Raw genomic sequence first — 25,923 nt, 5'->3', positions numbered from 1 at the left:
CGGAACATACCGTCACCGGCCGGACGGATCGAGAACCGAGGAGAGGCGATCAGCCGTAGATCTTCTCGACCTCGTCGCCGTATTTCTTCATGACAACCGCCCGCTTGAGCGACATCTTGGGGGTGAGCTCGCCGGTTTCCTGGGTCCATTCGGCGGCGAGGATGCGGATCTTCTTGATCTGCTCGGCACGGGAGACACTCTTGTTGGCCTCGGCAACCGCGGCCTCCACCTCGGCGACGAGTTCGGTGTGCTCCACCAATTGCTCGATCGGCAGATCGTCGGCTACACCGTGGCGTTCCTTCCAGCCCGGCAACGCCTCCGAGTCGAGGGTGATCAACGCGGCGACGAACGGTTTCCCGTCGCCCACCACCATGACCTGGCCGATCAGCGGGTGCGCCCGCAGCGGATCCTCGAGCAGGGCGGGCGAGACGTTCTTACCACCTGCGGTGACCAGGATTTCCTTCTTGCGGCCGGTGATGGTGATGAACCCGTCGTCATCGAGGGTTGCCAGGTCGCCGGTCTTGAACCAGCCGTCCTCGAACGCCTCCGCGGTGGCCTCGGAGTTGCCCCAGTAACCGTCGAACACCACCGAACCGCGCACCAGCAGCTCGCCGTCGTCGGCGATCCGGACCGCCTGGCCTTCGATCGGCCGGCCGACGCTGCCCACTCGAATGTGTTCGGGGGTGTTCACCGCGATGGCCGCGGTGGTCTCGGTGAGGCCGTAACCCTCGTAGATGGTCACACCGGCACCGCGGAAGAAATGCCCCAGGCGCGCGCCCAGCGGACCACCGCCGGACACCGCGGCCTCGCAGTTACCGCCGAGAGCGGCGCGCAGTTTGCCGTAGACCAGCTTGTCGAACAGCGCGTGCTTGGCCTTCAGGAGCAGACCCGGCCCACCGGTTTCCAGGGCCTCGCTGTAGGCGATCGCGGTATCGGCGGCCGCGTCGAAGATCTTGCCCTTGCCCCCGTCGTGTGCCTTCTGCCGGGCGGCGTTGTACACCTTTTCGAATACCCGAGGCACCGAGAGCACGAAGTGGGGCTTGTGGTAGTCGAACTGTTCCACCAGGGTGCTCCAGTCCGAGGTGTGTGCGACGGTGACCTTGGCGTCGAAGGCGGCCAGGGCGACGGCGTGGGCGAAGACGTGCGCCAAAGGCAGGAACATCAGCGTCTTCTTGCCCGGGGCCACGAACTTGCCCAGCGCGATCCGGTCGGAGCGTGATTCGGCGTAGAGGTTGGCGTGGGTGAGCATGACGCCCTTGGGGCGCCCGGTGGTGCCGGAGGTGTAGATCAGGGTGGCCGGGGAGGCGGCGTCGACCTGCTTGCGGCGGGCATGCACCTGTTCGTCGTCCAGGTCCTTACCGCGCGCGATGAGGTCGTCGACCGCGCCCTGATCGATTTGCAGCCGTTCCTTCAGCTCGGGCAGATCGTCGGGGGCGATCTCGTCGATGACCTTCCGGTGTTTGTCGTTCTCGACGACCAGCAGTTTGGTCCCGGAATCCTGCAGAATCCACTTGGCCTGCTCGGCGGACGAGCTGTCGTAGATGGCCACGGTACAGGCGCCGGCGGCCCAGATGGCGAAATCGAGGACGGCCCATTCGTAACGGGTCGGAGCCATGATGGCCACGCGATCGCCCAGGTCGATTCCGGAGGCGATGAGGCCCTTGGCAACATCGGTGACGGTGCGGGCGAACTCCGTCGCCGTCACCTCCCGCCAGGTGCCGCCATCGGCGGCCACGGTGAACAGCACCGCGCTCGGGGATTCCTGGGCATGGCGGAACACGCTGTCGGAGCAGTTGGCGTCTTCCGGGATGGTGTAGGAAGCCGGAGCTTCGAACTCTCGCATCATGGCCCTTCCACGTAGTTAACTCGTCGGTAATGTACGCCACCGCATTGGGCCGGTGAGCTCGACCCCGTCGCGAAAGGCCCGGTCGACGCAGTGGCCGGAGGAAACGACCCGATCAATTCATCCTAGGTCGCGCAGTGGTGCGGGTCGCAGACCTTCGCGGAGAAATTCGGCCATTTCGGTCAAAACTGCTGCGGCGGGCCGGACCAGGGCGGCCTGGAGGTGGGCCACATGCCACAGCCCGTGGGTCTCGGTGAACCGGACGGTCACCCCGGCCGCCCGCAGTGCTTCGGCCAGTTCGACGCACTGTGGATGCAGCAGTTCCCCGGTGTCGACCTGGATACAGGTCGGCGGCAGGCCGGAGAGGACGCCGTGCAGTGGCGCGTAGCCGGGGTCGGTGGGGTCGCCGTCGCCCAGATAGGCGGCGGCGCAGGCCCGCGACCACAAGCTGTCGACCACCAGATCCCGCCTCCGCTTCGGGGTCTGGTTCGGGTCGACCCAAGGGGCGATCAACCCGAGCGCGGCCGGGGTGTGTCCATGGTGGGCGATCAGGCGCTGGGCGGTGGCCAGCGCCAATCCGCCGCCGGCCGAATCGCCCGCTATGGCGATGCGGTCGGGACGGTAACCGTGCCTACCGACCAGCTCCCGGAAGGCCGCCACGGCATCGTCGACGGCCGCCGGAAAGGGATGTTCGGGGGCCAGGCGGTAGTCGAGCGCGTAGACCGGACTGCCGGTATCCCGCGCGAGGCGGGCGGCCAGGGAACGGTGGGTGGCGAGCGAGCCCACCGCGTATCCGCCGCCGTGTAGGTAGAGCACGGCGGCAGGGTGGCCGTCCGCACCGGCGGAATCGAGCCGTTCGGCAGGGCGGCCGGCCAGTCGCAGGCGCCGCACCGTGGTGTCGGACGGCACCGGCTGCAGTCGGGATCCGATATCGATCAGGGTCCGCTGTAGTGAAAAGGGGAGACGGTTGTGCAGCGCTACCCGATACATGGCGCCGAGTGCGGCGCGTGCGACGGGCAGCGGTAGGGCAAGGTCTGACATGGAATCTTTCGGTTCGGGCCCCGATCAGGGCAGAAAACGCCGTTCGACGGTGGCCGCGATGCGCTGGTAGCCCGAGGCGGCGACCCGTACGAACAGGTCGAGTAGTTTGGCCTCCCAGCCGATCAGCACCCGACCGCGACCCTTGCGGACTCCGTCGACAATGGTCTGCGCGGCCATCTCCGGGCTGTGGATGGCCAGGTATCTGTCGAACATCGAACTGGCGCTTTTCGCATCGATACCCTCGACGTAGGTCGCATTACGCGCGACCGCGGTCTTGATACCGCCGGGGTGGACGCAGGTGACCCGCACGGGATGCCGGGCGACGATCATCTCCTGACGCAGTGCCTCGGTGAAGCCGCGGACCGCGAATTTCGCCGAGTTGTAGGCACTTTGCCCCGGTACGGCGATCAGCCCGAACAGGCTGGACACGTTCACCACATGTCCGTCGCCGGATTCGATCAGATACGGCAGGAACGCCTTGGTGCCGTTGACGACACCCCAGAAGTCGACGTCCATGATCCGTTCGATGCTCTTGAAATCGGTTTTGACGACGTCACCATGATGGGCGATACCGGCGTTGTTGTAGACCTGGTGCACCACGCCGAAATGCTCTTTCACCGCGTCGGCGTAGTGCAGGACCGCTTCCCGTTCGGCCACGTCGAGTCGATCCGATTTCACCTGCGCGCCCAGTCGTTCGCAGCGGCGCACGGTTTCGGCCAGGCCATCGGTGTCGATATCGGACAGGGCCAGTTTTGCGCCGCGTCGCGCCAGGTTCTCCGCGAGCGCGCGGCCGATACCGGAACCGGCTCCGGTGATCACGCAAACCTTGCCGCGGAAGTAGGACTCGTCACTCACTGTGCGTTCACCACTTTCACATCGGGCCGAGCGGACGTGTCGTCGTCGACCGTGGTCGTCTCATAGGCTTCGAGATCGAATTTCTTTGTCAGCCTACGGAATTCGAAGGTGAAATCCGGCCATAGCGTGGTGTTGTTACCGTGCTTGTCCAGATACCAGCTGGCGCAACCGCCGGTGTTCCAGACGGTTTTACCGAGTTTCCGCTGCAATTCGGCATTGAAGGCGTCCTGCACCTCGCGCCGTACCTCGAGGGTGCGCAGCCTCTTGCGTTCGAAGGTCGCCAGCGCGTCGGCGATGTAGTTGATCTGCGATTCGATCATGTACACCATCGAGGTGTGTCCGAGGCCGACATTCGGTCCGAGCAGGAAGAACATATTCGGAAAGTTGGCGATGGTCGATCCCTTGTAGCCCTGCTGCCCGATCTCGTCGAACACCTCCGCCAGGCTACGGCCGTCGCGACCGTAGATGGTTTCGTAGGTGGGGGAGTCGGTGACGTGGAATCCGGTGGCCACCACGATGGCGTCCACCTCGCGGACGGTGCCATCCTCGGTGACGATGGAGTTCTCCCGGATCTCGGCGATGCCGTCGGTCACCACGTCGACATTGTCCCGGTCGAGCGCGGGGTAGTAATCATTGGAGATCAGCATGCGTTTGCAGCCGATCCGGAAGTTCGGGGTGACCTTCTTCCGCAGTTCGGGATCGCTGATCTCCCAGTGCAGCTTGGCCTTGGCCAGGGCCTCGAAACCGCGCATCAGCGGCGGGAACTTGGCCAGACCGACGACCTGGGTCTCCCGGGCGGCGTAGATGGCGGCGCGCGAGAGTCGCTGCATACCGGGGACGTACTTGAACGCCAGCCGTTCGGGCAGGGTGTAGGGGCGGTCCAATCGGGGTAGCAACCAAGGCGCGGTGCGCTGGTAGACGTCGAGGTGGGCGACCTTTCCGGCAATGGCGGGCACGATCTGAATGGCCGAGGCGCCGGTGCCGATCACCGCCACCCGTTTGCCGGTCAGGTCCGCGTCGTGGTTCCAGCGCGCGGAGTGGAAGATCTCGCCGGTGAACTCGCCGATGCCCTTGATATCGGGCAGATTGGGCTCACACAGCGCGCCCACCGCGGAGACCACCGTATCGGCGGTGAAACGGCCCTGGTTGGTGTTGATCTCCCACCGCGCGTTCGGGGCGTCCCACCGTGCGGCGGTGACGTCACAGTTGAACAGGTGGTTGTCCAGGACGTCGTAGCGGCGGGCCACATCGCGGATATAGGCCTGGATCTCGGCCTGGCGGGAGAACGAGCGTGACCAGTTCGGGTTGAGGGCGAACGAATACGAGTACAGGTGCGAGGGGACATCGCAGGCCGCACCCGGATAGGTGTTGTCGCGCCAGGTGCCGCCGACATCGCTGCCGCGCTCCAGAACGAGGAAATCGCGCCTTCCCTGCTGGGACAGCCGAATGGCCATGCCGAGGCCGGAGAATCCGCTGCCGATGATGATGGTCCGCAGGTGGCGGGCTCGGTTGGCGACAGCATTGTCTGTAACCTTGCGACTCATATATTTAGCGTAAGGTCCTATTGAGTAGGAGTCAATAGTATTGACTCGTGTTCAGTAAGATGACGGTGTGACCACGACGAGGCCGGAGGAAACCGCGAAACGAATCCGTCTGAGTCCCGAGGAGCGCCGGGCTCAGCTCATCGAACTCGGCCTCGAAATGCTGGGCGATCGCGCCATCGAGGACATCTCGATCAGTGAGATAGCGAACCGGGCCGGGATATCGCGCGGCCTGCTGTTCCACTACTTCCCGACCAAGCAGGACTATCAGTTGGCGGTACTGCGCCGGGCCGCCGCCGGTCTGCTCCATCGAATAGCTCCCGACCCCGAATCGGGGGCATTCGAAATGCTGCGCGATTCGGTGGGTCGCTATGTGGACTATGCAGCCGAGAACCGCACCACCTACCTCGCTCTGCTGCGCGGTCCGTCCAGTGTCAACCCCGAACTGTCGGGCATGATCGACGAGACCCGCAATGCCATCGTCCGCCTGATCCTCGATGTGGCGCCCATAGCCGACGAGGACAAGGCCGACCCCCGACTCGCGCTCGCGGTGCGCGGCTGGATCGCCTTCACCGAGGAGATCACCCTGTCCTGGCTGCGTGGGGAGAGCATCACTCGGGCCGAACTATTGGATCTGCTCGTCGAATCGCTGCTGTCCCTGACCATTTCGATCAACCCCGCCCTCGCCGCCGCATTGCGCTCCTGAACAGCCCCTTGGCCGGCCGGCGATATTGCCGGCCAGGGTGAAGTTGTGGGCACGATCTTGCCTGCGTGAGCGGTACCGTATATCGGAAGGCTTGTCGCCGTGTGGTGTTCGCTTCGAGGGCGGGAGGTCATGGAGGGTGGTCATGAGTGCATGGTCTCGTGACATCGTCGATATGTTCGCCGGTCTCGGACGCCGAATAACCGTCTCGGGCAAGATGGTCGGCGACTGCTTGAACAGCGATATCAAGGGTTTCGGCGCCCATGCGACGAACGGGGCGAACCGCCTGGCCCACACGGAGGGGCAAGGCGGGGACCTGCTGGGTGGGATCCCCGCCGAAACCGACTTCTTCGCCGGCTATCGCGCTTGGAACGAAAGCAGCGAGCCCTACACGTTGCGGGAGGGGCTGGAAAGTGGCCGGATCAAGTTCCGTGACTTCTACAGGTATGTGGAGAGCAACGAGTTGCCCGAGCATATCTCTCCCCTGTCGCAGGAGGGAGCGGATTGGGCCATCAACCGCGCGTGGGGGCGAGCGATGGCCGTCAAGCGTGACCATCTCCACCAAGAGGGTGTGGAGGGGCGGGAGTTCGCCGAGGCCCTGTGGAAATGGCAGCACGATATGGAACGCGAGGCGCGCGAGCTGGGCGGGAAGCTCGAATTTCCGCCCGAGACCAGAGGTCGCGAGCCCTACCTGGGCAGGCTCTACCGGGGAGACTCGCGGTCGAGGGAGAAGATCTACGACGAAGGTTTCCTACCCCGCAGCACGATAAGCGGATCGACGTTCACATGGACCCATCAAGACGGACCCGGTGCCGACGACTGGGTATGCACCTCACGAGATCCGGCCGTGGCCGCTGAATACCCCGGGGGGGACGGTGAGACGTTCGTGGTGCGAGACGTGCTGAACGCTCACGACCGAGACGCGGATCCGAAAGGAGCAATTGAGCAGCGTGTGGTGGTAGACCGAGGCCCGCAGCCCGACGAGATCGGCAGGCGGTACGCCCTCGACCGGGGCGATGGCGGTATCCCGGTCGACAAGATCGAGGGAGTGCTGATAGATCGGCGTGATCCCGACAAGGGGATTATCCCCAACCCGGGGTTCAAGCCATACGAACCGACACCGGTCAGGCCCCCGCGTGAAGACGCCGGTTGGGACAACATGTACGAGGCCCCCTCCTGACCGACACTCGTTCCGGATATCTCGGCGGTCGTCTGCCGGCGTGAACGGTGAATCTCTGACCTGTGTCTCGAAATGGAGAGGGCCGCGTGACGCTCGCGACCATGTGATTCGAGCGGTGTTTCCGGTGCTGGTGTGCCGGTGGGCGAACGAAGTCCGCATTCGGTAAGTTGACCTCAACTTTACTCGAGGTTCTATCGTCCCTTTTCATGAGTACCGAGACGGCCTCCGACGCCGCATCGACCCCTGTAACCGTGCTCGGCCTCGGTGCCATGGGATCCGCGATCGCGCGGGTCTTCCTGGATCGCGGCCATCCCACGACGGTCTGGAATCGCACGGCAAACAAGAGTGAACCGCTGGTCGAGGCCGGTGCCTCGACGGCGGCGACGGCCGCGGAAGCGGTCGCCGCCGCACCGCTGGTCGTGCTCTGTGTTCTCGACTACGATGCGGTCGAGGACGTCCTGGCCGCCGTCGGTGACGCCATATCGGGCAAGACATTGGTAAACGTCACCAGCGGTTCCCCGGGTCGGGCCCGCGCGATCCAGCGGTGGGTCACCGAGTATGGCGCCGAATATCTGGACGGCGGGGTGATGGGAGATCCGCCGGACCTGGGTTCGGACCGGGTAATGTTCTCCTACAGCGGATCTCGGACCGCGTTCGAGACCTACGAGGCGATGTTGCGGAAGTTGGGCACCCCCACGTATTACGGTGCCGACGCCGGCCTGGCGTCCGTCGAGTTCATGGCCCAGGTGGCGATGGGGTACGAGATTCTCATCGGTTTTCTGCATACGCTCCGGTTGGTGCGCAAGGAGGGGGTCGACGTCGGGGAGTTCGCCGCGCGCCTCGCCGGTTCCATTACCGCCTATCCGCCATTGCTGACGGCAATCGGGGAAGCCGTCCGCGACCGTACATACCCGCCGGATCTCGGGCCGCTGTCGGTACAGGTCGCGCTGATGGGCGACCTCGTCGAGCACCGGGAGTCTCTCGGTGTGGATACGACGCGGATGCGTGAGGTATGGAGGCTGATGGAGAAACGAGTTGCCGACGGTCACGGTGATCAGGGCTTTTCCGGTCTATTCGAGCTGTTGGAAAACGACCGGCGGTGATATCGGGCCAGGAGGACGTCAATCGCCGGACGGGTCCCGTTCGGCGATCTCGGCCGTGGCCCGCCGATAGGCGTCGGCGGCGCGGGCGAAGTAGTCGAAGAGGAGCTCGCGCTGTTCGGGCGGGTAGCTCTCGATGATGGCGCCGATCTCGCGACGGGCGGACGACAGGACCCGATCGAGGTCGGCCGGCCGGTCGACGGGTTCGACCATGACCTTGCGGCGATCACCCGGCGCGGCGGCGCGGCGCACGTAGCCGGCCTGTTCCAGGCGGTCGATGAGGCGGGTGGTGGGGCCCGTGGTCAGGCCGGCGCGGGCGCCGAGTTCGCCGGGGGTCATGGCCCCGTTCAGTTCCAGGATGTTCAGCGCGTACAGATCCGTCGCACCGAGTCCGACCGCCTTCGCCCCGGCCTGTGCGTGGAGCACCACCGAACTCAGGTATCGGCGAAAGATCAGGCCGGGATCGTCTTCTCGTGGACGTGTTGACACGGCGAAGTCCTTTCTCCTAATCTCTTCTCAAACGAAGAGAAATCTTCTAGGAAGTTAAATCTTTCGAGAAGAGAATAGCATGAGAAGGGCTACCGCCATGACGTCGGCCACCGTCGAGACCGAACCCACCACACCGCGCAGGACACGCGGCCGTACCGCGCTGCGCGCCCTCGGTGCCGCGGTGCTGACACTCGGCGTCGTCACCGCCGGCGGATACGTATGGCTGGATCGCACCTCCGATGTCCGCAATACCGGTGTCGCCGAATGCACGCAGGTCACCCCGGACGCCGGCAGTGTCGACGATCTGCGGGCGGTGTGCGCGACCATCGCCACCATGACCGCGGCCTGGGGCCGCAACGACGCCGACGCGTTCGGTGCGACCTTCACCGAGAACGCCACCTACACCACCTTCCTGGGCACCCACTATGTGGGCCGTCGTGATCTGACCGAGGCGCATCGGGCCCTGTTCTCGGGATTCCTGAAGGGCACCAAACTCGCCGACTCCTTCCTCGGGGCGCGTTTCCACGGCCACGACGTCGCGATCGTCACCAGCCGCGGTGACCGCTACGAGGGTGAACGTCCGGCGAAGCTGTCCAAGACGCAGACCTACACCCTGGTGCGGGAAACCGACGGACAGTGGCGGATCGCGAGTTTCCACAACACCCAGCGGCAACCGGTGATGGAGCGCATCTCGTTCCTGTTCGATTCGGCGACGAAGCCGGAGGCCGAACGATGAGGGCAATGGTGACCGGCGCCGGCGCCGGAATCGGACGAGCCTTCGCGGTAGCGCTTGCATCGCAGGGTTGTTCGGTGACCGCCGTGGCCCGGGGAACCGAGAGTCTCGAGTCGCTGATCGCCGAGCTCGGTGCGGGACACGATTATCTCGCCGCCGATCTCGGTTCCGACGAAGGGCTGCGCGTGGTCGCACAACGACTCCGTAGCGGGAACTACACGCTGCTGATCAACAATGCCGGCACCGCAACGCACGGCGACTTCATCACCGTTGAACTCGAATCATCGCTTGGCACAATTGATTTGAACTGTCGTGCGGTGGTCACCCTGGCCTACGCGTTCCTCGGCGTGGCCCCGCCCGGCAGCGCTGTGGTGAACGTGTCCTCGACGCTCGGACACAACCCGAAACCCGGACTCGCCGTCTACAGCGCGACCAAGGCCTTCGTCACGGCGTTCTCCGAAACGCTGTGGCACGAGCAGCGGTCACGCGGCATACAGGTGTTCGCCCTGTGTCCGGGTGTTACCGCCACCGCATCCCAAACCGCAACCGATGTACCGCCATGGCTGGTCCAGACCCCCGAACAGGTGGTGGAACACGCTCGGAAAGCCCTGTCCGGCCGAACAGGTCCCGTCGTATTCACCGGCCCGGTCAACCGGCTGTTCACCGCCGTCTTACGGCTACTACCCCGTCGGGCCGCCCTGGCCGCGATGTCCGATCGAAGGAAAACGAAATGACCACCGACACCACCGCCATTCACGACCTCATCGACCGCAGCCGGCAGGCGTGGGACCGTGGTGACGGCGCCGCCTACGGCGCCTGTTTCACCGACGACGCCACCGACGTCACCTATGTCGGTACCGTCTACCACGGCGGCGCGGAAATCGGTCGCGCCCATCAGGCCCTGTTCGACAGCTTCCTGAAAGACACCCGTCTGACGATCGAGATCCTCGATATCCGCTATTACGGCGCCGACACCGCCATTGTCGTGACGCGCGGGGAAACCTCGAAACGACGGCCCAAGAAACTGGGCAAACTCGCCACCTACACCGTCGTCCGTGACACCGCGGGACAGTGGCGTATCGCGGCCGTGCAGAAAACCCAGCGCAAGCCGCTCATGGAGGCCTTCACCTTCCTGTCCCGGCCCGCCGCTCGTCCTGTCGCGCGCTGATGGCAGACATTGCCGTTCTCGGCGCCACCGGCCGCACCGGACGGTTGGTGGTCGACCGGGCATCGGCCCGAGGACATCGGGTCACCGCGATAGTCCGTCCGACCTCTACCGCGGCCGCGGTGCCCGGATCGACCGTGGTCACGGCCGATCCGGGCGTGCCAGGAGCATTGACCGGACTGCTCGACGGACACGCTGCGGTGATCTCCGCTCTCGGCGCGACCGGGCGCGGTCCCACCAGCGTCTATTCCGCCGCCACCGCCGAGATCATCACCGCCATGCCCCCGGGCGGACGATTATTGGTGATCTCCTCGGCGGGCCTGGACATTCCGGCGGATGCGGGACCGGGCACCAGGCTCCTCGCCGTCGTTCTACGCCGAATCATGCGGCACACCTATTCCGATATGGCTCGGATGGAATATCTGCTCGCGCAGAGTGAACTGTGTTGGACAGCGGTCCGTCCCACCGGGTTGACCGATGCTCCCGCCACCGGCGGGCCGCGTATTTCACCGGGCGCGAACGCGAAGGTGGGCCACCGCACCTCCCGGGCCGTTCTCGCCGATTATCTCCTCGACGCCATCGATGATCCGCGCACCTATCGGTCCGTGGTGGCCATCTCGTCCTGACCGCGTCCGGTCCGCCTCACTGCGCGCGGTGATCGCCCAGCGGTTCGGTTGTCGGCCGGTCGAGTACGGTCGGACCGGTGCTCAGGCCGCGTCCCTGATCTCCGAAGGAGCTTCGTCATGCCCGACAAACCTGTGCTCGTGCCCGCGGACCCCACCGTCTTGCACCCCATGCCCGAGCAGCCACGGGTGGTGCTGTTGAAACCTCTGATCACCTCCCCGCTGATCGAGGTCGGGGAGTTCACCTACTACGACGATCCGGACCACGCGACCGAGTTCGAAACCCGAAATGTGCTGTACCACTATGGACCGGAAAAGCTGATCATCGGGAAGTTCTGTGCTCTGGGCACCGGCGTGCGGTTCATCATGAACGGCGCCAACCACCGGATGGATGGTCCTTCGACCTTCCCGTTCCCCACCATGGGCGGTTCGTGGTCGCAACACTTCGATCTGCTCACCGGTCTGCCCGATCGAGGCGACACCGTCGTCGGCAACGATGTCTGGTTCGGTTATGGGACGACAGTGCTGTCCGGCGTGCGGATCGGCCACGGCGCGATCATCGGCACCGGCTCCGTGGTCACCGCGGACGTACCCGATTACGGCATCGTCGGCGGTAACCCGGCCCGACTCATCCGCACTCGCTACGATGACGCGGATATCGCCCGGCTACTGGCGGTGGCCTGGTGGGACTGGCCGCTCGCGCATATCACCGAGCATGTGCGAACGATCATGTCGGGCAGTATCGACGATCTGGAAGCCGCCGCTGCGCACACCGCCTGACGGGCGCGAGGAGTCCCGTATGGGCGGCGGGCGCTCAGCGTTGGATCAACAGGGCGGTCGGGTTGAGCACGACCCATTCCTTGTTCGAGAAGGTGTCGGATCCGTCGATGGCGTCCCAGCCGCGCAGGGCACCATATCGGCCGATATCGGCCACCGCCAACTGTTTGGCCTGTAGCTCGATACGGCGAGCCGTTTGCTCGGGCGTGGGGTTCGTCGCATAGCGCACCGTCCCGAGTTCTCGCTCGATTTGCGACAAGGTGCGGGTGCGTTCGGATTCGAGGTCACGCAGAGTGATCGTCCTGGCCTCGGGGTGTAGTGCCATTCGCAGCACCCGGGCCCGTCGGGTGGCGAGATCCTGGGTACGGGTGGGATCGGCGTAGTGGAGGGCGACCTCTTCCAGCGGTGTGGCGTACGTCCCGGCTCCGGTGGGGCCGCCGCCGGGTCGCACCGGGCCGGTGAGGAAGTCGTCGCGGTAGCGATCCTTCTCGAACCCGCGGAACAGCTCCTGCCCACCCGCCGCGATCGCCGCGTCGACCTCGTGTGGGGTGGTGATGGTGGGGGGACCGTCGAATCCCTGTAGCCGCTGGATCTCCTCGAACATCGGGTGGGAACTCGAGGATCTGCTTCTGGCAAGCTGGAGCGCGGTGTAGTCGATCTCGTCGATCAGATCGCGGCCGCGTACATAGGTGGCGGATGTCGCGGTGTTCGTGGTGTCGCGGGGTGTATCGGGGGATGCGGTCGTCAAGGCCGGTGCGCTTGACGCGTCGGTGTCCACGGCCCGGGCGGCGACCTCGGTGACGTCGCGGGCGGTGTGTGCGGGTATCGCGGCGGCCGCGGCGCTGTAGTCCTTGGCGGCCGCGCCGAGCACATCACGCACAGCCCGCCACGCGGCATCCAGCTCGCCGACCATGGTCGTTACCGTGCCGTACCGCGCACCTACTGCGCAAAACGGTCGTTGTCGATTCGAATTCGATGATCACTCGTGCTCGAGTCCTCTGTCGATCCGATCCCGTAGGGCGTGCAGCGCTTGCCGGAGTTCTGTCGGTTCGATCCGGGTGATATCGGCGTCGAAGGTGAGCAGCAGACCTGCGAGGCCGGCCCATGACCAGGCGCCGAGGGCGAGTCGGCAGCTGGTTTCGGTGTCGTAGGCGACCGTCGATCCACCAGGAGCGAAGCGGGCGACGACGGATGCGGGCAGGGCGATGATCGCCGAGCCGCGACATGGCCATTCGGCCGTGGCGTCACCGCGGTCGTAAGTGTTCATGACCATGGCCACGGGGCCGCCGTGCGGGACTTCGCGGCGCTGAAAAGGGATGTGCGTGGGCAGGCGTGGGGTGATGCGATCGACTCGCATCACCCGCCAGCGGCGCGCGTCGATGTCGAAGGCGACCAGATACCACCGGGCCGCCCATACCACCAGCTCGTGCGGTTGCAGAGTGAGTGTGGCCGGCTCGGCGTCGCCGTAGTCCACGCGGACGAGGTGTCGCCGGTTGATCGCGGTGCCGAGGGTGCGCACGATCTCGGCGTCGATCGGGGGTGCGGGGAACTCCCAGTAGTTGCGAGCCGCGGAAACGGTGAACACTTCGGCCCGAGCCCGGCTGCGGGCAGGCATCGCCTGGTACAACGTGGCGAGAGCCCGCGCGGAGTTCTCGCGGAGGCCCGACAGGACCGCGGGAGCGGTTTGCAGTGCGACGGCCGCGGCCGTCGCCTGGTCCTCGTCGAAGACGATCGGGGGTAGGCGGGTGGCGCGGCCGAGCCGATACCCTCCGCCCGCCCCGTGTACGGCCGTTATCTCGTAGCCGAGATCTCTGAGAGTGTCGATATCCCGGCGCACGGTCCGAACGGATACCCCGAGTCTGGTGGCGAGTTCGGCGGCGGTCAGGGTGGTGCCGATCCCGAAGATCGATAAGAGTTTCAGGGCCCGGGCGGAGGTTGTGGCCATAGGCCGATTCTCTTCGATGAGGTGGCCATTCGATGGCCACTATGCCTGCCATCCTGCCGACCATGACCACATCACAGGATTACCGGGAGGGCGTGCCCCACACGGGCACTCCCGCAGCGGTTGTTTCCGGCGCGGGCGCGAGCGCGGCACTGCTCGTCGTGTTGTTCGGCTCGTTCATGGATTTGCTGGATGCGACGATCGTCACCGTCGCGGCCCCGGCGATAACCCGCGACCTCGGGGCGAACGATGCCCAGATCCAATGGACGATCGCCGCCTACACCCTCACCCTGGGGGCGGGCCTGATCACCGGCGGCCGGCTCGGCGACCAGTTCGGTCGCAAGCTGCTGTTCCTGATCGGCCTGGCCGGGTTCATGGCCACCTCCGCCTTGTGTGCGCTCGCCATCGATGCGGGAATGCTCATCGGGATGCGGGCCGCGCAGGGGCTGGCCGCCGGAGTGATGGTTCCGCAGGTATTCGGGATAATCCGGGCCTCCTTCGCGCCGGCGGAGCGCGCGAAGGCATTCGGCGCCTATGGGGCGGTACAGGGGCTCGCCTCGGTCGCGGGTCCGCTGCTGGGCGGATTGCTCGTCGAGGCCGATGTATTCGGTCTGGGCTGGCGCACCATCTTCTGGATCAATGTTCCCGTCTCGATCCTGGCGCTGCTCATCGGCGCTCGGATTCTGCCGGAGTCCCGCTCGACCTCGACCGCGCGCTCGGATCTCATGGGTGCGCTGTTGGCGGCGGCGGGCATCCTGCTGTTGCTGCTGCCGATCATCCAGACCGAGACCTGGGGATGGACGTGGGGCAGCTATGTCCTGCTCACCGTCGGTGTCGTCGTGCTCACGATCTTCCTCGTCCATGAACGTCGCCTCGCTCGACGAGGAGGCGAACCCGTCTTCGATCCGGCGCTGCTCGGTATCAGGGCCTTCGCCGTCGGCCTGGCCGCCTCGGTGCTGTTCTTCGGCGCTATCGGATCGTTCTTCCTCACGATGTCGGTTTATCTGCAGAACGGCACCGGCCGGACCGCGTGGGAAACGGGGCTGGTCATCCTGCCGTATGCCCTCGGCTCGATCATCACCTCCGGTGTCGGTGTCGCTCTGGCCGCCAAGGCGGGCCGGGTCCTGCTGATCACCGGGTCACTCATCATCGCGGTGTCCCAGCTCCTGCTCTGGGGCATTGTGAAAGACGGTGCCAATCCCGGGTATTGGGCGCTCGCCCTCTCCTTGTTCGTGGGCGGCCTCGGGCTGGGGCTTGCCGCACCCATTCTCGTCAACGTCGTTCTCGCGGGTGTCTCGGCACGTAACGCGGGCGCCGCGGGTGGGGTGTTGTCCACCGTCAATCAGATCGGCGGGGCCGTGGGCATCGCAGCCCTCGGCACGGTCTTCTTCGCCGCTGTCACCGACTCGGCCGCCGGCGCACCGGCCCTGGCCGACTACGGTCGGGCGCTGGCAACGGTCCTGCTCATTTCCGCTGCGCTCTATGTGGTCTCCGCCTTCGTGATGCTCGCGCTACCGAAGACCACGGCCGATCCTTCGGAATAGGGAACTGCGCGGCGACCGCACCCGGGTACGTCTGGACACTGATGACGCGAAATGTCCGAGATATCGAGCGCTGTGGCGTGGCAACGCTCAACCCGTTCGAGTGGACCGGTCGAGCCGGTACGGCAAAGGGCCGAACCCCGTCCGGGGTTCGGCCCTTCACATGCTGTCGATCAGTTGGTCGGTTCGAAGGCCTCTTCGATGATCTCGGCCTGCTCCACCGCGTGTACCTTGCTCGAACCCGAGGACGGGGCCGACATGGCGCGCCGCGAGATACGGCGCAGTTTGCCCAGCCGATCCGGGAGAATCTCGGGCAGGTGCAGACCGAAGAACGGCCAGGCGCCCTGGTTGGCCGGCTCTTCCTGGACCCAGGCGATATCGGTGGCGTTCGGGTAACCGGCCAGCGACTCGTTCAGGCGGTACTGCGGAATCGGGTACAGCTGCTCGATCCGCACGATCGCGATGTCCTCGCGCTTCTGCTTGGCCTTGGTCGCCGCCAGCTCGTAGTAGAGCTTGCCGCTGGTCAACAGAATCCGCTTCACCTTCTCGCGGTCGCCGACGCCCTGCTCGTAGGCGGGTTCGTCGAACACCGAACGGAACTTGCTCTCGGTGAAGTCCTTCAGATCACTGACCACCGCCTTGTTGCGCAGCATCGACTTCGGGGTGAAGACGATCAGCGGCCGGCGGATACCATCGAGCACGTGCCGGCGCAGCAGGTGGAAGTAGTTGGCCGGGGTGGACGGCACCGCGACCGTCATCGAGCCCTCCGCGCACAGCTGGAGGAAACGTTCGATCCGGCCGGAGGTGTGGTCCGGGCCCTGACCCTCGTGACCGTGCGGCAACAGCAACACGACCTCCGACAGCTGCCCCCACTTGGCCTCACCGGAGGAGATGAACTCGTCGATGATCGACTGGGCGCCGTTGACGAAGTCACCGAACTGCGCCTCCCACAACACCAGCGCGTCCGGGTTGCCCAGCGAATAGCCGTATTCGAAGCCGACGGCGGCGAATTCGCTCAGTGCCGAGTCGTGGACGGCGAACCAGCCGGGGTTGGCGCTGCCGAGGTTGTGCAGCGGTGTGTACTCCTCGGCGGTCTTGCGGTCGATGAGCACCGCATGCCGCTGGGTGAAGGTGCCGCGCCGGGAGTCCTGACCGGTCAGGCGCACCGCCCGGCCCTCGTCGATGAGCGTGCCGAAGGCCAGCAGCTCGGCGAAGGCCCAGTCGATCTTGCCCTCGTAGGCCATTTCGCGGCGCTTCTCCAGCACCGGCTTGACCCGTGGGTGGACATTGAAGCCCTCGGGCACATTGATGAAGGCGTCACCGATGCGCTGCAGCACCGATTTGTCCACCGCGGTGTGCACCGTACCGGGGACGGTCTGGTCCTCCTCGACGGACGCGCTCGGCTCCGGTGGGTATTTCTCCAGCTCACGGACCTCGTTGAACACCCGCTCCAACTGGCCCTGGTAGTCGCGCAGGGCGTCCTCGGCCTCTTTCAGCGAGATATCGCCACGGCCGATCAGGCTTTCGGTGTAGCTCTTGCGGACGCTGCGCTTGGTGTCGATGACGTCGTACATGTAGGGCTGGGTCATCGACGGGTCGTCGCCCTCGTTGTGGCCGCGGCGACGGTAGCAGATCAGATCGATCACGACGTCCTTGCGGAACTTCTGCCGGAAATCGACCGCCAACCGGGCCACCCAGTCGCACGCCTCCGGGTCGTCGCCGTTGACGTGGAAGATCGGGGCGCCGATGAACTTGGCGATATCGGTGCAGTATTCGGTGGAGCGGCTGTTCTCCGGCGCGGTGGTGAAACCGATCTGGTTGTTCACCACGATGTGGATGGTGCCACCGGTCCGGTAACCGCGCAGACCCGACATGTTCAGGGTTTCGGCGACCACACCCTGGCCGGCGAACGCGGCGTCACCATGCAGCAGCAGTGGCACCACCGAGAAGCCCTCGGGGCCGTCGCCCTTGTCCAACAGGTCCTGCTTGGCGCGGACCAGGCCCTCCAGCACCGGGTCGACCGCCTCCAGATGCGAGGGGTTGGCGGTGAGCGAGACCTTGATCTCGTTGTCGCCGAACATCTGCAGGTAGTTGCCCTCGGCGCCGAGGTGGTACTTCACATCGCCCGAGCCGTGGGTGGCGGCCGGGTTCATATTGCCCTCGAACTCGGTGAATATCTTCGAGTACGGCTTGCCGACGATATTGGCCAACACATTGAGCCGACCGCGGTGCGGCATACCGATGACGACCTCGTCGAGGGCGTGCTCGGCGCACTGGTCGATCACGGCGTCCATCATCGGGATCACCGATTCGGCGCCCTCCAACGAGAACCGCTTCTGCCCGACGTACTTGGTCTGTAGGAAGGTTTCGAACGCCTCGGCCGCGTTGAGCCGGTTCAGAATGTACTTCTGTTGGGCGACGGTCGGTTTGACGTGCTTCTGCTCGGCCCGGTCCTGAATCCATTTCCGCTGTTCGGGATCCAGAATGTGGGTGTATTCGACACCGACGTGTCGACAGTAGGCGTCACGCAGCACCGACAGCACATCGCGCAGCTTCATCCGTTCCTGACCGTGGAAACCGCCCACGTTGAACTCGCGGTCCAGGTCCCACAGGGTCAGGCCGTGCTGGGTGACGTCCAGGTCGGGGTGGCTGCGGAACTTGTCCTTGACCAGGCGCAGTGGATCGGTGTCGGCCATCAGGTGGCCGCGGTTGCGGTAGGCGGCGATCAGCTCCTGGACGCGGGTGCTCTTGTCGATACCGCGTTCCCGGACGTCCTTGCGCCAGCGCACCGGCTCGTACGGCACACCCAGACCATGGAAGATCTCGTCGTAGAACTCGTCGGCGATCAGCAGGTTGTGGATGGTGCGCAGGAAATCGCCCGACTCCGCACCCTGAATGATGCGGTGGTCGTAGGTGGAGGTGAGCGTCATCAGCTTGCCCACACCGATCTCGGCGAGGCGTTCCTCGCTCATACCCTGGAACTCGGCCGGGTACTCCATGGCGCCCGCGCCGATGATTGCACCCTGGCCGGGCATCAGCCGCGGCACCGAGTGCACGGTGCCGATGGTGCCCGGGTTGGTCAGCGAGATGGTGACACCGGAGAAGTCCTCGGTGGTGAGTTTGCCCTCGCGTGCCCGGCGGACGATGTCCTCGTAGGCGCTGTGGAACTGCCCGAAGCTCATCTCCTCGGCGCCCTTGATGGCGGCGACGACCAACGACCGGCTGCCGTCCTTGCCCGGCAGGTCGATGGCCAGGCCCAGGTTGGTGTGCGCGGGGGTGACCGCGTGTGGCTTACCGTCGATCTCGGCGAAATGCCGGTTCATGTTCGGGAAGGACTTGACCGCCTGCACGATGGCGTAACCCAGTAGGTGGGTGAAGGAGATCTTGCCACCGCGAGTGCGGGCCAGATGGTTGTTGATGACCAGACGGTTGTCGATCATCAGCTTGGCCGGTATGGCGCGGACGCTGGTCGCGGTCGGGATGGACAGCGACGCCGACATGTTCTTGGCGACCGCCGCGGCGGCCCCGCGTAAGACCTTGGACTGATCTTCGGCCGCGGCCGGTTTCGGGGCCCCCGAGGTGGGCGCGGCGTTGGTGTTACGCGCCGGGGTGGTTTGCGGTTTGCGCACCTGCTGCGGCGTGGTGCTCTTGGCCGCGGAGGTGGTGGCGGTGGTCGCGGCAACCGCTCCGGCCGATTTCGCCGGGGCGGTGGCCGCGCTGTTCGTGGCCGGCGCGGCAGCCGGGGCGGGCGCGCTGTTGGTGGACGGCGCGGGTCGGGTCTGCGGCGCGGAGGCGACCTGGTCGGCTCCCGCGTCACCGGCTGTCTCGGGGTTGTAATCGGCGAGGAACTCGTGCCAGCTTTCGTCGACCGACGATGGGTCTTGCTGGAACTTCTGATACATCTCGTCGACCAGCCACTGGTTCTGTCCGAACTGGGAAGTTGAGCTGCTCACAGCAGGTGTTCGCCTCATTTCGTTCTTCGCGCTGCGACGTTTGTGACGTGCCCGGCCCGGGGATCGGCGGAGATATGCCGATGCGCCCTTTCAGAGGATAGGCCCACGCGCCCGATGGTCACGCAACCCCACCACCCGACAGCCCCGACTTCATTGTTGGTGCTTCGTCCTCTATCGAGAATATGCCCTTTTCGTTACCCGCTGCTGCCCACAGGCGGGCATACTCACCGCCGGTGGCGAGTAGTTCGGCATGGGTACCGGTTTCGACGATTCGACCGTGGGCGACCACAGCGATCCGATCCGCGCGGGCGGCGGTGGCCAAGCGATGCGCGACCACGATGGTGGTGCGATCCCGGGCCAGCGAACCGGTGGCGACCAATACCTTCTGCTCGGTCTCCGGGTCGAGGGTGGCCGTGGCCTCGTCCAGGAGCAGGAGATCCGGATCCACCAGCTGGGCCCGGGCCAATGCGATCAACTGTCGCTGGCCCGCCGACAGGCCGCGACCGCGTTCACCGACCGGCTGCCGCATCCCCATCGGCAGGGTGGCGATCATCTCGTCCGCACCCACCGCCCGAGCGGCCTCGGCGATCGCGGCATCGCTTGCGGAAGGTTTGCCGAAAGCGATATTGCCGGCGATATCGCCGGTGAACAGATGGGCTTCCTGCGGGACGATGCCGAGCCTGCGGCGGTAGTCCGACAGCCGATAGTCCCGGATATCGACTCCGTCCACCCGGATTCGCCCGGTATCGGTGGGCGTGGGGTCGTAGAGGCGGGCCAACAGCTTCACGATGGTCGATTTGCCTGCGCCGGTGGCCCCGACCAGTGCCAATGTCGTTCCCGGCGGGATATCCAGATCGATTCCGTCGAGTGCGGGGCGTTCGCTTCCCGGGTAGTGGAATCGCAGGTTCCGCATGGTGACCTCGCCGCGCAACCGGTCGGGAATCGATACCGCGTCGTCCCGGTCGGCGGCGATCGAGGACGGGGTGCGCAGGAGGGCGCCGATCCGGCGCAACCCCACCCGGGCCTGCTGGTAGCCGTCGAAGACCTGGGACAGTTGTTGGATCGGGCCGAACAGCAGCTCCAGATACAGCACGAACGCGACCAGGGTACCCGCGCTGATACCGCCTGCGGCCACTGCGTGGGCGCCGAGGAAGACCACCAGGGCCAGCGCCAGATCCGACCACGCCACCACGAAGGCGAAATACAGCGCGATGGCACGCTGGGCCCGCATTCGGCTGTGTCGGTAACGCAGTGAGTATTCGGCGAAGCGTTGCGCCGCGGGCCGTTCGTGTCGATAAGCCTGGACCGCTCGTAACCCGGCGATGTTCTCCTGGAAATCGGCATTGACGGTGGCGACGTGCTCGCGGGAGACGCTGTAGGCCACCGAGGAGACCCGACGGAAGATCACCGTGGCCACGATCAGCGGCGGCAATACGCCCAGCAGCACCACCGCCGCCAGGTCGATATCGATCACCAGCAACGCGGCCGCGATACCGAGCAGGGACAGCGCGCTCACCAGCGCGGTCGACACCCCGGTCTGCAGGAAGGTGCTCAACGCGTCCACGTCGGTCGTCATCCGGGTCATGATCCGTCCGGACATCTCCCGTTCGTAGTAGTCCAGTCCGAGCCGCTGTAGGTGGGCGTAACTGCGTACGCGCAGGCCGTAGAGGACGCGTTCGCCGGTGCGGGCGGTGAGGACGGTGAGGGATGCGGCCACCACCCAACCCACTGCGACCAGCAAGGCACCCAGCAGCGCCGCTCGGGTCAGCGCGTTCGGATCGGCGCCGGTGACGCCGGTGTCGATGGCGTACCGCACGATCGGCGGGAAGCCGATGCCGATGAGCGCGTCGAGCGCGAGCAACACCATAACGGCCGACACCAGCCCGCGCACCGGCCACAACAGCCGGAGCAGCCGGAATTCCGGATCGGGTGCGCGCAGGCGTCGGTCGTCGAGGCCGGGCTCCTCGGTGGCCGGCGGTAGTTTCTCGAGGGCGCGACGCAGTTGGGGGGTCTCGCCCAGATCGGCGGATACGCGGGCGGTCCGGTCCCGGCCGCTCGTCGCGGTCGGTGACCGGTCCGGTGTCGGATCGACCCCGGACGTGGGGGTTGTGACGGGGGCGGGGAGGCGGATGACCCGGTCGGCGTGGGCGAGGGTGGATTCCCGGTGGGCCAGGATCAGGGTGGTGCGCGTACCGGTGTCGGGAAGCGCCCCGAAAATGGCCGCTTCGGTCACCGCGTCCACGGCCGAGGTCGCGTCGTCCAGCACCAGGATGCGAGGGCGGGCCAGTAATGCCCGGGCCAGGGCGACGCGTTGCCGCTGTCCGCCGGACAGGGTGAGTCCGCGTTCGCCGACCACGGTGTCATAGCCGTCGGGTAATCGTTCGATGAACTCGTCGGCCACGGCCAGCTTCGCCGCGTGCCGGATCTCGGCGTCGGTGGCATCCGGGCGGCCGAGGGCGATATTCGCGGCAATGGTGTCGCTGAAGAGAAATGGGTCGTCGAGGACGACTCCGATGGCCTCCCGCAGTTGCTCGGCGCGGACATCGGCGATATCGACGGCCACCCGCCGCCGACCGTTGCCGGTCGTGTCCTCGGTCGGGTCCACGAACAGTCGGATACGGCCGGAGTCGGGACGGTAGAAGCGCGGCAGCAGCAGCGACAGTGTGGTCTTACCGGAACCGGATGGGCCGATGACCGCCACCGTTTCGCCGGGGCGCACCGTCAGGTCCAGATCGCGCAGCACCGGTTGGTCGGGATCGAATCCGAAGGTCAATCCCTCGATCTCGATGCCGAGCGGGCCCTCCGGCAGCGGGACCGGCAGGGGTGGGTCGGCGATCGTGGGCGCGGCGTCGATCACCTGGTACACCCGCTCGGCGGCGGCCCGGGTGAGCTGGGCCATGATCACCACCGAGGCCATGACGCGGGCGGTGGTGGTCATGGTGGTCACATAGGCGGTGAACGCGAGGAATGTGCCGAGTCCGATACCGCCGCGCAAGGCCAGAATTCCCCCGAAGGCGATCACCGCGACCAGACCCGCCTGCGGGATCGCGGCCAGAGTGGGCGCGAATCGGGAATTGATCGAGGCGGCCCGCATCCGTTCCGCGAACAGCGTGCGTCCGTGTCGTTCCAGACGGTCGACCATCCGGGCTTCCTGACCGAAGCCCTTGACCACCCGCACCCCCGTCACGGTTTCCTCGACGTGCTGGGCGAGTTCGGCGGCGCGCTGCTGGGCCGACCAGGTGGCCGCGTGCAGCCGCGGTCGCAACCGGTACACCACCGCCGCGACCGCGGGAACCATCAGCAGCGCCACCCCGGCCAGTAAGGGTGACAGCCACAGCATCACCCCGGCGGCGAGCAGGAACTGCAACAACGCCATACCCGACAGTGGAGCCATGGCCAGCAGGCCCTGCACCAATTGCAGATCGGTGATGGATCGAGAAACCACCTGTCCGGTGCGCAGCGCATCCTGTCCGGCGCCGTCCAGGCGCTGCAACGACCCCAACAGAGCCACCCGCAGGGCGTGCTGCACATCCAAGGAGAGCCGGCCGGCCAACAGCCGCCGTCCGAACGCCGCGACGAAGCGGCCCGCGGCCGACAGCACCAGCAGACCGGCGACGATCCCGATCACATGGGTATCGCCGACCCCGGCCGCGTCGACCGCCCGTTTGGTGAGCAGCGGTGCCACGATCTCAGCGGCCGCACCCGCCACCAGTGTTACCGCGATACCCGCCACCGTGCCGCGATGGCGCAGACATTCCGACCGGATCCGGCGTAGCCAGCCCATCTCGGACGGACTGCCGTCTTCGGCCGCCTTCATGCTCGTTCCCCTGTCGTTTCGTGCCATCCACGATAACGACGCCCACCGACGGGTCGTTGTTCCCCGGTCCCGGGCTCAGAGCTCGTCGGTGCGCACCGACCACCAGCCCAAACCGCCGATGCCGAGGGTCCACAGGAGCAGAACCACCATCGCGGCCGGGGTGGGGGCGAGGATATCGCTGTCGGAGAACGAACCGACGGCCATTGTGCTCACCGTCGACGAGGTGGGCAGCAGGGTCGCCAGGCCCGGCAGGCCGAGGCCGCTGGTAACCGCCCAGACGAGCGGTTCGGCGAACAGCGGCCAGCCCAGCATCACCCCCACCGCGGTGAGCGGGGAACGCAGCCACAGCCCGAGGCCGGTCCCGATCACCGCCCAACAGACCGCGGTCAGCAGTCCACCGCCCAACGCTCCGAACAGCGTGGCGCCGAACTCGAATTTGTCGCGGCCGAACACCAACAGGCACGCCAACGCCACCACTTCCGTGGTGAGCGCGGCGACCAAGGCCACACCGGCGGCGACCAGCATCTTCGCTCCGGCCAGTCGATCGCGGTCGGGGGTGAACAACGCCGTCACGGCGATCGTGTCGTAGCGGTGTTCGGACCCGGCGCTCGCGGCGGCGAACGCACCCACCGCAAGAATCACGACCGCCAGCGCCAGATACAACCCCACGGTGGCGGTGCCGGTCGCCGGTTCGCCGCGCGGATCCTGCGGTCCGGCCAGGATGGCGGTGGTGGACGCGGCCAACAGCGCGACGACCGGGATCAGTACGGCCGGCACCCGGGCATACCGCAGCGTGACCACCTTGCGGTATTCGGCATGGAGCGGCGGAAGCAGATCCGCCGGTACGACATCGATCATCGAGGAACCCCGTGCGGCATCGGAGTGGACGGTTGCGGCATCCGGTAGCCGGGTGCCGGAGCGGGACGCGCTGTCGGTTTGGTCAGGGACGCCAACACTCGATCCGGGTGGATCGGGTCGGCGACGATACCGTCCAGGCGAACGGCGGCGGCGTGCGCGGCGGCCACGATCTCCGTTTCGGTTGCCCCCGCCACCGCGAGCCGGCCGTCGGGGCGGATGACGGCATCGGTCAGTCCCCGGGAGGCGAGCATGGTCGCCAGGGCGATCGGTGAGGACGATGCGACGACAAGCCGGTCGGGGTTACCGCGTCGCAGCCGGGCCGGGCTGCCCCGGTACACCACCGTGCCCTCACCGAGCACCACCAGCCCATCGGCCGCCGGTAGGACCGGGGCCAGCCGCCGGGCGGTGAACAGCGCCGTACCGCCGCGACGGATATGCGCGCGCAGGAACTCCTGCAGCCAGGTCGTCTCGTCGGTGTCCTGTTCGGGGAGGGGGTCGTCGAGCAGCAGAAGTGGTGGGTCGGTGAGCAGCGCAGTGGCCAGCGCGGCCCGGGTTTCCTCGCCCGGACTCAGGGCACCCGCCTCGGCGCGGGACCGTTCGGCCAGTCCGGTCAGTTCCAACACGGCGCGCACCCGGGAGTCCGGTAGACCCGCGGCCGCCGCGCATACGCGCAGATGGTCGCGAACGGTCCGACGGGGGTGCAGTCCGCGCGGGGAGAGCACCGCGCCCACCCGGGTGGGCGCGGCGCCCGCGGTCGCGCTGCGACCGGCGCGCACCGGGTTTGTTCCCGCGACGGTGGCCGACCCCACGGTGGGCTCCATCAGGCCGAGCAGAATGCGGAGGACGGTCGTCTTCCCCGAGCCCGGTGGCCCGACCAGGGCGGTGGAGGTTCCGGTGGGGACGGTGAAACTCACGTCCTGCACCGCGGTGAGGAAACCGTTGTAGCGTTTGGTCAGTCCCTGGGCCGTGATGGCCGGTGGGTGCGTCGGGCTCACTGCGGATCGGCCGGGGGTCGCGGGGCGGTCGAGGAAGCGGGCGCCGCCTTGTCCAGGGCGGCCTGCGGCGCGGCGTCCACGATCCGGATCTCGTCCGGCCACGCGGTCGGCGCGGGTCCGAACGCCTTGCGCGCATTGTTGACGGTGGCCTTGCCGAGGGCCCGGTTACCCGCACCGCCGATCACGGCGCCGATCCCGGCGGGCACCACCTTGCCCGCCATCAACGCCATTCGCTTGGTGAGGAACCGGACGACGAACCGCTTGAGCAGCGAATCGTTCATGCCGGCGATTCCGGGAATCCGATTGGCGAAGGCGGTGCCCCAGTTCTTGGCCGAGCTGCCGATGCCCTTCTGCACGATCTGCATACCGGCATCGCCCAGCACCACGGCCAGCACCAGTGCGCGCCGCTGTTCGGAGTCCTCGGGCCGGACTCCGTGTACGGCCGCTACCGCGAGGGTGAACAGGGCCGATACCTCCAGGAAAAGGGTGGTTTCCGCACCGACCGCGCCGAGTGCGGCGAGGGTGCCCACGCCGGGCAGGGCCGCGACCGCGCCGACCGCGCCACCGCTGCCGGTCACCGCGAGCAGATACTGCTTCTCCAACCGGGAGATGATCTGCGCGGGGGTTTCACCGGGGTGGGAACGACGCAACCGCGCGACGTATTCGGCCACCGCGGGCGCCTGTAACCGAGAACCGCTGTCGAGCAGTTCGATGACGGTTTTCTCGAACGCCCCTTGGAACACGGCGTCATCCTCCTCTTCGCCCTC

Annotated in this window: 21 protein-coding genes; 9 read left to right on the top strand and 12 right to left on the bottom strand. The window is 66.5% G+C overall.

Annotation, left to right across the window (positions count from 1 at the left end):
* Positions 1–49: 49 nt before the first annotated feature.
* The 4 genes from ON32_RS16745 to ON32_RS16730 all read right to left on the bottom strand — a co-directional run bounded on the left by ON32_RS16745 (position 50) and on the right by ON32_RS16730 (position 5,283).
* Entirely contained in the window at positions 50–1,843 is a 1,794-nt protein-coding gene (locus tag ON32_RS16745) for an AMP-dependent synthetase/ligase (RefSeq protein WP_040791974.1), read from the bottom strand.
* A gap of 120 nt (positions 1,844–1,963) precedes the next feature.
* Positions 1,964–2,884 (bottom strand): alpha/beta hydrolase, encoded by a 921-nt coding sequence (locus ON32_RS16740; protein ID WP_040791841.1) that lies wholly within the window; start codon positions 2,882–2,884, stop codon positions 1,964–1,966.
* A gap of 24 nt (positions 2,885–2,908) precedes the next feature.
* Positions 2,909–3,739, bottom strand: a complete 831-nt coding sequence (locus ON32_RS16735; RefSeq protein WP_040791840.1) for an SDR family NAD(P)-dependent oxidoreductase — start codon at positions 3,737–3,739, stop codon at positions 2,909–2,911.
* Entirely contained in the window at positions 3,736–5,283 is a 1,548-nt protein-coding gene (locus tag ON32_RS16730; RefSeq protein ID WP_040791839.1) for a flavin-containing monooxygenase, read from the bottom strand. The genes ON32_RS16735 and ON32_RS16730 overlap by 4 nt, the downstream gene beginning before the upstream one ends.
* A gap of 67 nt (positions 5,284–5,350) precedes the next feature.
* Between ON32_RS16730 and ON32_RS16725 the strand changes: the two genes are divergently transcribed.
* The 3 genes from ON32_RS16725 (at position 5,351) to ON32_RS16715 (ending at position 8,266) form a co-directional block, all read left to right on the top strand.
* Positions 5,351–5,986: a TetR/AcrR family transcriptional regulator gene (locus tag ON32_RS16725; protein WP_040791838.1), complete on the top strand. Its 636-nt coding sequence runs from the start codon at positions 5,351–5,353 to the stop codon at positions 5,984–5,986.
* A 142-nt stretch (positions 5,987–6,128) separates the two neighbouring features.
* Entirely contained in the window at positions 6,129–7,163 is a 1,035-nt protein-coding gene (locus tag ON32_RS16720; protein ID WP_040791837.1) for a hypothetical protein, read from the top strand.
* A 206-nt stretch (positions 7,164–7,369) separates the two neighbouring features.
* Positions 7,370–8,266: an NAD(P)-dependent oxidoreductase gene (locus ON32_RS16715; RefSeq protein ID WP_040791836.1), complete on the top strand. Its 897-nt coding sequence runs from the start codon at positions 7,370–7,372 to the stop codon at positions 8,264–8,266.
* An 18-nt stretch (positions 8,267–8,284) separates the two neighbouring features.
* On the opposite strand, the gene ON32_RS16710 is transcribed toward ON32_RS16715, so the two are convergent.
* Complete coding sequence (locus ON32_RS16710) at positions 8,285–8,752, bottom strand: MarR family winged helix-turn-helix transcriptional regulator (RefSeq protein WP_217998069.1); 468 nt, start codon at positions 8,750–8,752, stop codon at positions 8,285–8,287.
* Between the two features lie 79 nt (positions 8,753–8,831).
* Here ON32_RS16710 and ON32_RS27845 point away from each other — a divergent pair, with 79 nt between their 5' ends.
* The 5 genes from ON32_RS27845 to ON32_RS16685 all read left to right on the top strand — a co-directional run bounded on the left by ON32_RS27845 (position 8,832) and on the right by ON32_RS16685 (position 12,053).
* Entirely contained in the window at positions 8,832–9,488 is a 657-nt protein-coding gene (locus ON32_RS27845) for an SgcJ/EcaC family oxidoreductase (RefSeq protein ID WP_083874582.1), read from the top strand.
* The gene (locus tag ON32_RS16700; RefSeq protein WP_040791835.1) at positions 9,485–10,219 is read left to right on the top strand and encodes an SDR family NAD(P)-dependent oxidoreductase; all 735 of its coding nucleotides are present in this window, start codon (positions 9,485–9,487) and stop codon (positions 10,217–10,219) included. Before ON32_RS27845 ends, ON32_RS16700 begins: the two co-directional genes overlap by 4 nt.
* Complete coding sequence (locus ON32_RS16695) at positions 10,216–10,653, top strand: SgcJ/EcaC family oxidoreductase (protein WP_040791834.1); 438 nt, start codon at positions 10,216–10,218, stop codon at positions 10,651–10,653. Before ON32_RS16700 ends, ON32_RS16695 begins: the two co-directional genes overlap by 4 nt.
* Positions 10,653–11,276 carry an NAD(P)-dependent oxidoreductase gene (locus ON32_RS16690; RefSeq protein ID WP_040791833.1) on the top strand — a complete coding sequence of 208 codons (624 nt, stop codon included), beginning with the start codon at positions 10,653–10,655 and terminating at the stop codon, positions 11,274–11,276. The genes ON32_RS16695 and ON32_RS16690 overlap by 1 nt, the downstream gene beginning before the upstream one ends.
* A gap of 117 nt (positions 11,277–11,393) precedes the next feature.
* The gene (locus ON32_RS16685) at positions 11,394–12,053 is read left to right on the top strand and encodes a CatB-related O-acetyltransferase (protein WP_217998067.1); all 660 of its coding nucleotides are present in this window, start codon (positions 11,394–11,396) and stop codon (positions 12,051–12,053) included.
* Positions 12,054–12,087: 34 nt separating this feature from the next.
* Here ON32_RS16685 and ON32_RS16680 read toward each other — a convergent pair whose 3' ends face one another.
* Both ON32_RS16680 and ON32_RS16675 read right to left on the bottom strand, forming a co-directional pair.
* A complete protein-coding gene (locus ON32_RS16680; RefSeq protein WP_040791832.1) occupies positions 12,088–12,963 on the bottom strand; it encodes a hypothetical protein in 876 nt (291 codons plus the stop codon).
* Between the two features lie 66 nt (positions 12,964–13,029).
* Positions 13,030–13,995 (bottom strand): helix-turn-helix transcriptional regulator, encoded by a 966-nt coding sequence (locus ON32_RS16675; RefSeq protein WP_040791831.1) that lies wholly within the window; start codon positions 13,993–13,995, stop codon positions 13,030–13,032.
* Positions 13,996–14,027: 32 nt separating this feature from the next.
* Between ON32_RS16675 and ON32_RS16670 the strand changes: the two genes are divergently transcribed.
* Positions 14,028–15,536 carry an MFS transporter gene (locus ON32_RS16670; protein WP_217998066.1) on the top strand — a complete coding sequence of 503 codons (1,509 nt, stop codon included), beginning with the start codon at positions 14,028–14,030 and terminating at the stop codon, positions 15,534–15,536.
* Positions 15,537–15,706: 170 nt separating this feature from the next.
* On the opposite strand, the gene ON32_RS16665 is transcribed toward ON32_RS16670, so the two are convergent.
* From ON32_RS16665 to ON32_RS16645, 5 genes are all read right to left on the bottom strand, one after another.
* A complete protein-coding gene (locus tag ON32_RS16665) occupies positions 15,707–19,435 on the bottom strand; it encodes a multifunctional oxoglutarate decarboxylase/oxoglutarate dehydrogenase thiamine pyrophosphate-binding subunit/dihydrolipoyllysine-residue succinyltransferase subunit (protein ID WP_040791969.1) in 3,729 nt (1,242 codons plus the stop codon).
* Between the two features lie 169 nt (positions 19,436–19,604).
* Positions 19,605–23,303 carry an ABC transporter ATP-binding protein gene (locus ON32_RS16660; protein WP_040791830.1) on the bottom strand — a complete coding sequence of 1,233 codons (3,699 nt, stop codon included), beginning with the start codon at positions 23,301–23,303 and terminating at the stop codon, positions 19,605–19,607.
* A gap of 75 nt (positions 23,304–23,378) precedes the next feature.
* Positions 23,379–24,161 (bottom strand): ABC transporter permease, encoded by a 783-nt coding sequence (locus ON32_RS16655; RefSeq protein WP_040791829.1) that lies wholly within the window; start codon positions 24,159–24,161, stop codon positions 23,379–23,381.
* Positions 24,158–25,156 carry an ATP-binding cassette domain-containing protein gene (locus ON32_RS16650; RefSeq protein WP_040791828.1) on the bottom strand — a complete coding sequence of 333 codons (999 nt, stop codon included), beginning with the start codon at positions 25,154–25,156 and terminating at the stop codon, positions 24,158–24,160. The genes ON32_RS16655 and ON32_RS16650 overlap by 4 nt, the downstream gene beginning before the upstream one ends.
* Entirely contained in the window at positions 25,153–25,899 is a 747-nt protein-coding gene (locus ON32_RS16645) for a hypothetical protein (RefSeq protein ID WP_040791827.1), read from the bottom strand. Before ON32_RS16645 ends, ON32_RS16650 begins: the two co-directional genes overlap by 4 nt.
* Positions 25,900–25,923: the final 24 nt, after the last annotated feature.

Source organism: Nocardia paucivorans NBRC 100373 (assembly GCF_000308675.1).
Lineage (GTDB): Bacteria > Actinomycetota > Actinomycetes > Mycobacteriales > Mycobacteriaceae > Nocardia > Nocardia paucivorans.
This window is presented reverse-complemented; position numbering and strand designations above follow the sequence as displayed.

Bases quoted from the DNA above. Each gene is read 5' to 3' on its own strand.
- ON32_RS16695 (WP_040791834.1), top strand. From the start codon at position 10,216: ATGACCACCGACACCACCGCCATTCACGACCTCATCGACCGCAGCCGG.
- ON32_RS16700 (WP_040791835.1), top strand. From the start codon at position 9,485: ATGAGGGCAATGGTGACCGGCGCCGGCGCCGGAATCGGACGAGCCTTC.
- ON32_RS16675 (WP_040791831.1), bottom strand. From the start codon at position 13,995: ATGGCCACAACCTCCGCCCGGGCCCTGAAACTCTTATCGATCTTCGGG.
- ON32_RS16670 (WP_217998066.1), top strand. From the start codon at position 14,028: ATGGCCACTATGCCTGCCATCCTGCCGACCATGACCACATCACAGGAT.
- ON32_RS16660 (WP_040791830.1), bottom strand. From the start codon at position 23,303: ATGAAGGCGGCCGAAGACGGCAGTCCGTCCGAGATGGGCTGGCTACGC.
- ON32_RS16655 (WP_040791829.1), bottom strand. From the start codon at position 24,161: ATGATCGATGTCGTACCGGCGGATCTGCTTCCGCCGCTCCATGCCGAA.
- ON32_RS27845 (WP_083874582.1), top strand. From the start codon at position 8,832: ATGAGAAGGGCTACCGCCATGACGTCGGCCACCGTCGAGACCGAACCC.
- ON32_RS16740 (WP_040791841.1), bottom strand. From the start codon at position 2,884: ATGTCAGACCTTGCCCTACCGCTGCCCGTCGCACGCGCCGCACTCGGC.
- ON32_RS16745 (WP_040791974.1), bottom strand. From the start codon at position 1,843: ATGCGAGAGTTCGAAGCTCCGGCTTCCTACACCATCCCGGAAGACGCC.
- ON32_RS16730 (WP_040791839.1), bottom strand. From the start codon at position 5,283: ATGAGTCGCAAGGTTACAGACAATGCTGTCGCCAACCGAGCCCGCCAC.
- ON32_RS16680 (WP_040791832.1), bottom strand. From the start codon at position 12,963: ATGGTCGGCGAGCTGGATGCCGCGTGGCGGGCTGTGCGTGATGTGCTC.
- ON32_RS16690 (WP_040791833.1), top strand. From the start codon at position 10,653: ATGGCAGACATTGCCGTTCTCGGCGCCACCGGCCGCACCGGACGGTTG.
- ON32_RS16665 (WP_040791969.1), bottom strand. From the start codon at position 19,435: ATGTATCAGAAGTTCCAGCAAGACCCATCGTCGGTCGACGAAAGCTGG.
- ON32_RS16715 (WP_040791836.1), top strand. From the start codon at position 7,370: ATGAGTACCGAGACGGCCTCCGACGCCGCATCGACCCCTGTAACCGTG.
- ON32_RS16720 (WP_040791837.1), top strand. From the start codon at position 6,129: ATGAGTGCATGGTCTCGTGACATCGTCGATATGTTCGCCGGTCTCGGA.
- ON32_RS16685 (WP_217998067.1), top strand. From the start codon at position 11,394: ATGCCCGACAAACCTGTGCTCGTGCCCGCGGACCCCACCGTCTTGCAC.